The sequence below is a fragment of the Herpetosiphon giganteus genome, from assembly GCF_016907925.1.
Taxonomy (GTDB): Bacteria; Chloroflexota; Chloroflexia; order Chloroflexales; family Herpetosiphonaceae; genus Herpetosiphon; species Herpetosiphon giganteus.
In genome coordinates, this window is record NZ_JAFBCZ010000074.1 from 1 (window position 1) to 1,955 (window position 1,955).

Genomic DNA, 1,955 nt, shown 5'->3' on the forward strand with positions numbered 1-1,955 from the left:
CCGAAATTCAATTAATAAAGTTAATATCTTAAAAAATCCAATTAGATATAAAAATTTTTTAATGCTTATCCTATATTCATCATCTCTAGAAATAGATAGTATAATTGAAATAGAAAAATTTATTAAAGATCAATCAATAGATGTTAACATTGATTTATTATATACTATCATAAAAGATAATAAGAATGATCTAATTAAGAATAAAGGTAAAATAATGAATGAGATAGCAATTTATTCATTAATAGACAAGGATAAATTAAATAATATTATTAAAGAATTCAGAGATAAAAAACTAGACAATGATAATCTATTTAAACAGAGATTAAATTATTACATACCTATATCTAAATATCTAATAAAGATATATATGAATTACATACGTTTCTTAATAAAAACCGTTCTATTACCGATGAACATATTAAAGATACTATTACATATCTTTCTAAGCGGAATACAGTACAAACTTATATTTTTGAGTACATTCAGCTGGTTCCAGAACTCAGAAAAATACAATCACCCATCAAACACCCAGATGATTTGATCGACGATATTTTGTTTAAAACTGGATTACGGGTAAATGCTCAAAAGCTACTAGGTATCATTAAAAGTTATGACACAAGATTTCATTTGCTCGAATATTGTTACATATATACATATACTAAAGAGGCATTACCAACCATCGAAAATATCCCTCAATTCTTAAAATCAATTAAACCGATGACATTCGTTGATTTTCAACAACGACTAAGTTTTATTTCTAACCCATCAACCGTCACAGTGGATCAATTAATACTCATGTTCAACTCAATTACAAATGATTTATTGCCAAACCATATCATCAATCATAACCATCAATTACTTAGTGTTGATAATCTTACTAATTTTATGACAAGTTTCTGGAATTCTAATATTCATCCTAGACCACATATTCATGCAGTAATTAAGAATCTTTGGGATGATATTTGTTCAGAACAAAGAATGTATGAGATCCCATCAGACGGTCGGGCTGAAATAGAGGCCCCAACGATATTAACCAAATATACCAATATTCTCTCATTTAAATTCATTCAAGAAGGGTTAGAAGCGCCAAGTATTTATGTATTAGCATTATTTCGTAGCAATGGAGATAAACCCTTAGCTGGAACCATTACAGTAAATCGCGATGGATCAATTAATGGTTTTGTTGATCTGATCAACAACAAAACCTATTATCTTTTATTGCAATATGTGATTATTGCAAATTATCATGCCTTGGTAATCCCTCATTATAATGCCCATCCAAGTCAGAAATATAATCAAGCAACTCATCGCCCACATATCAATCATGAAATTACTACGCCTCAACAACGTCAAATACAAAGGGTTCGACAATCATCAACTACCAGTAGTTTAAATGATTGGTATGAAGCGCAAGCAAAAGCAATTCATGCGGTGGTAGGCCATGAACGCTTTATCAGCAAAACCTTTCGGGCTGCACAAATCAAATACCTTCAATCCGAAAAAGCTGGGATTAAGCTAAAACCAGGCTATACTTGGGTACAAGGTCATTCCCGTGGAGATGCAACTTTTACACATGGCACAATTACTTTGGATGGCGATGATCTGCTTAAACCAACGATTTTCAAAGCACCAGAACATATTCAAACAGATCTATCAAAATACTTTAATATAAGATAAGCATTCACTTTTCGTATTTCAATATATTGCCCATAGCCAACAGCCATTATTCCTCTGCGCCTCTGCGTTAAAAAATTTGATCCACGAAGGACACGAAGGTCACGAAGGACGAAACCGCGAAGCACGCGAAGATCGCGAAGGGCGTAGCTCTAGGATAACTAACTGATCCCCAGCCCCTGACCCCTTACTGCATGACATCGATTGCTCCTTGGAACTAAAAAGCTGACTCCATCAACGCTATCCGCTATGATATGGATGCTTAAACCTTAATCCTAGCA

The 1,955-nt window shown here is 33.0% G+C and carries 2 protein-coding genes; both read left to right on the forward strand.

Annotation, left to right across the window (positions count from 1 at the left end):
* On the forward strand, positions 1–541 hold a 541-nt coding region (locus tag JOD20_RS26220), incomplete at its 5' end, for a hypothetical protein (protein ID WP_204758126.1).
* A complete protein-coding gene (locus tag JOD20_RS26225; RefSeq protein ID WP_204758127.1) occupies positions 538–1,677 on the forward strand; it encodes a hypothetical protein in 1,140 nt (379 codons plus the stop codon). The genes JOD20_RS26220 and JOD20_RS26225, both read left to right, overlap by 4 nt.
* The last annotated feature ends 278 nt before the right edge of the window (positions 1,678–1,955 follow it).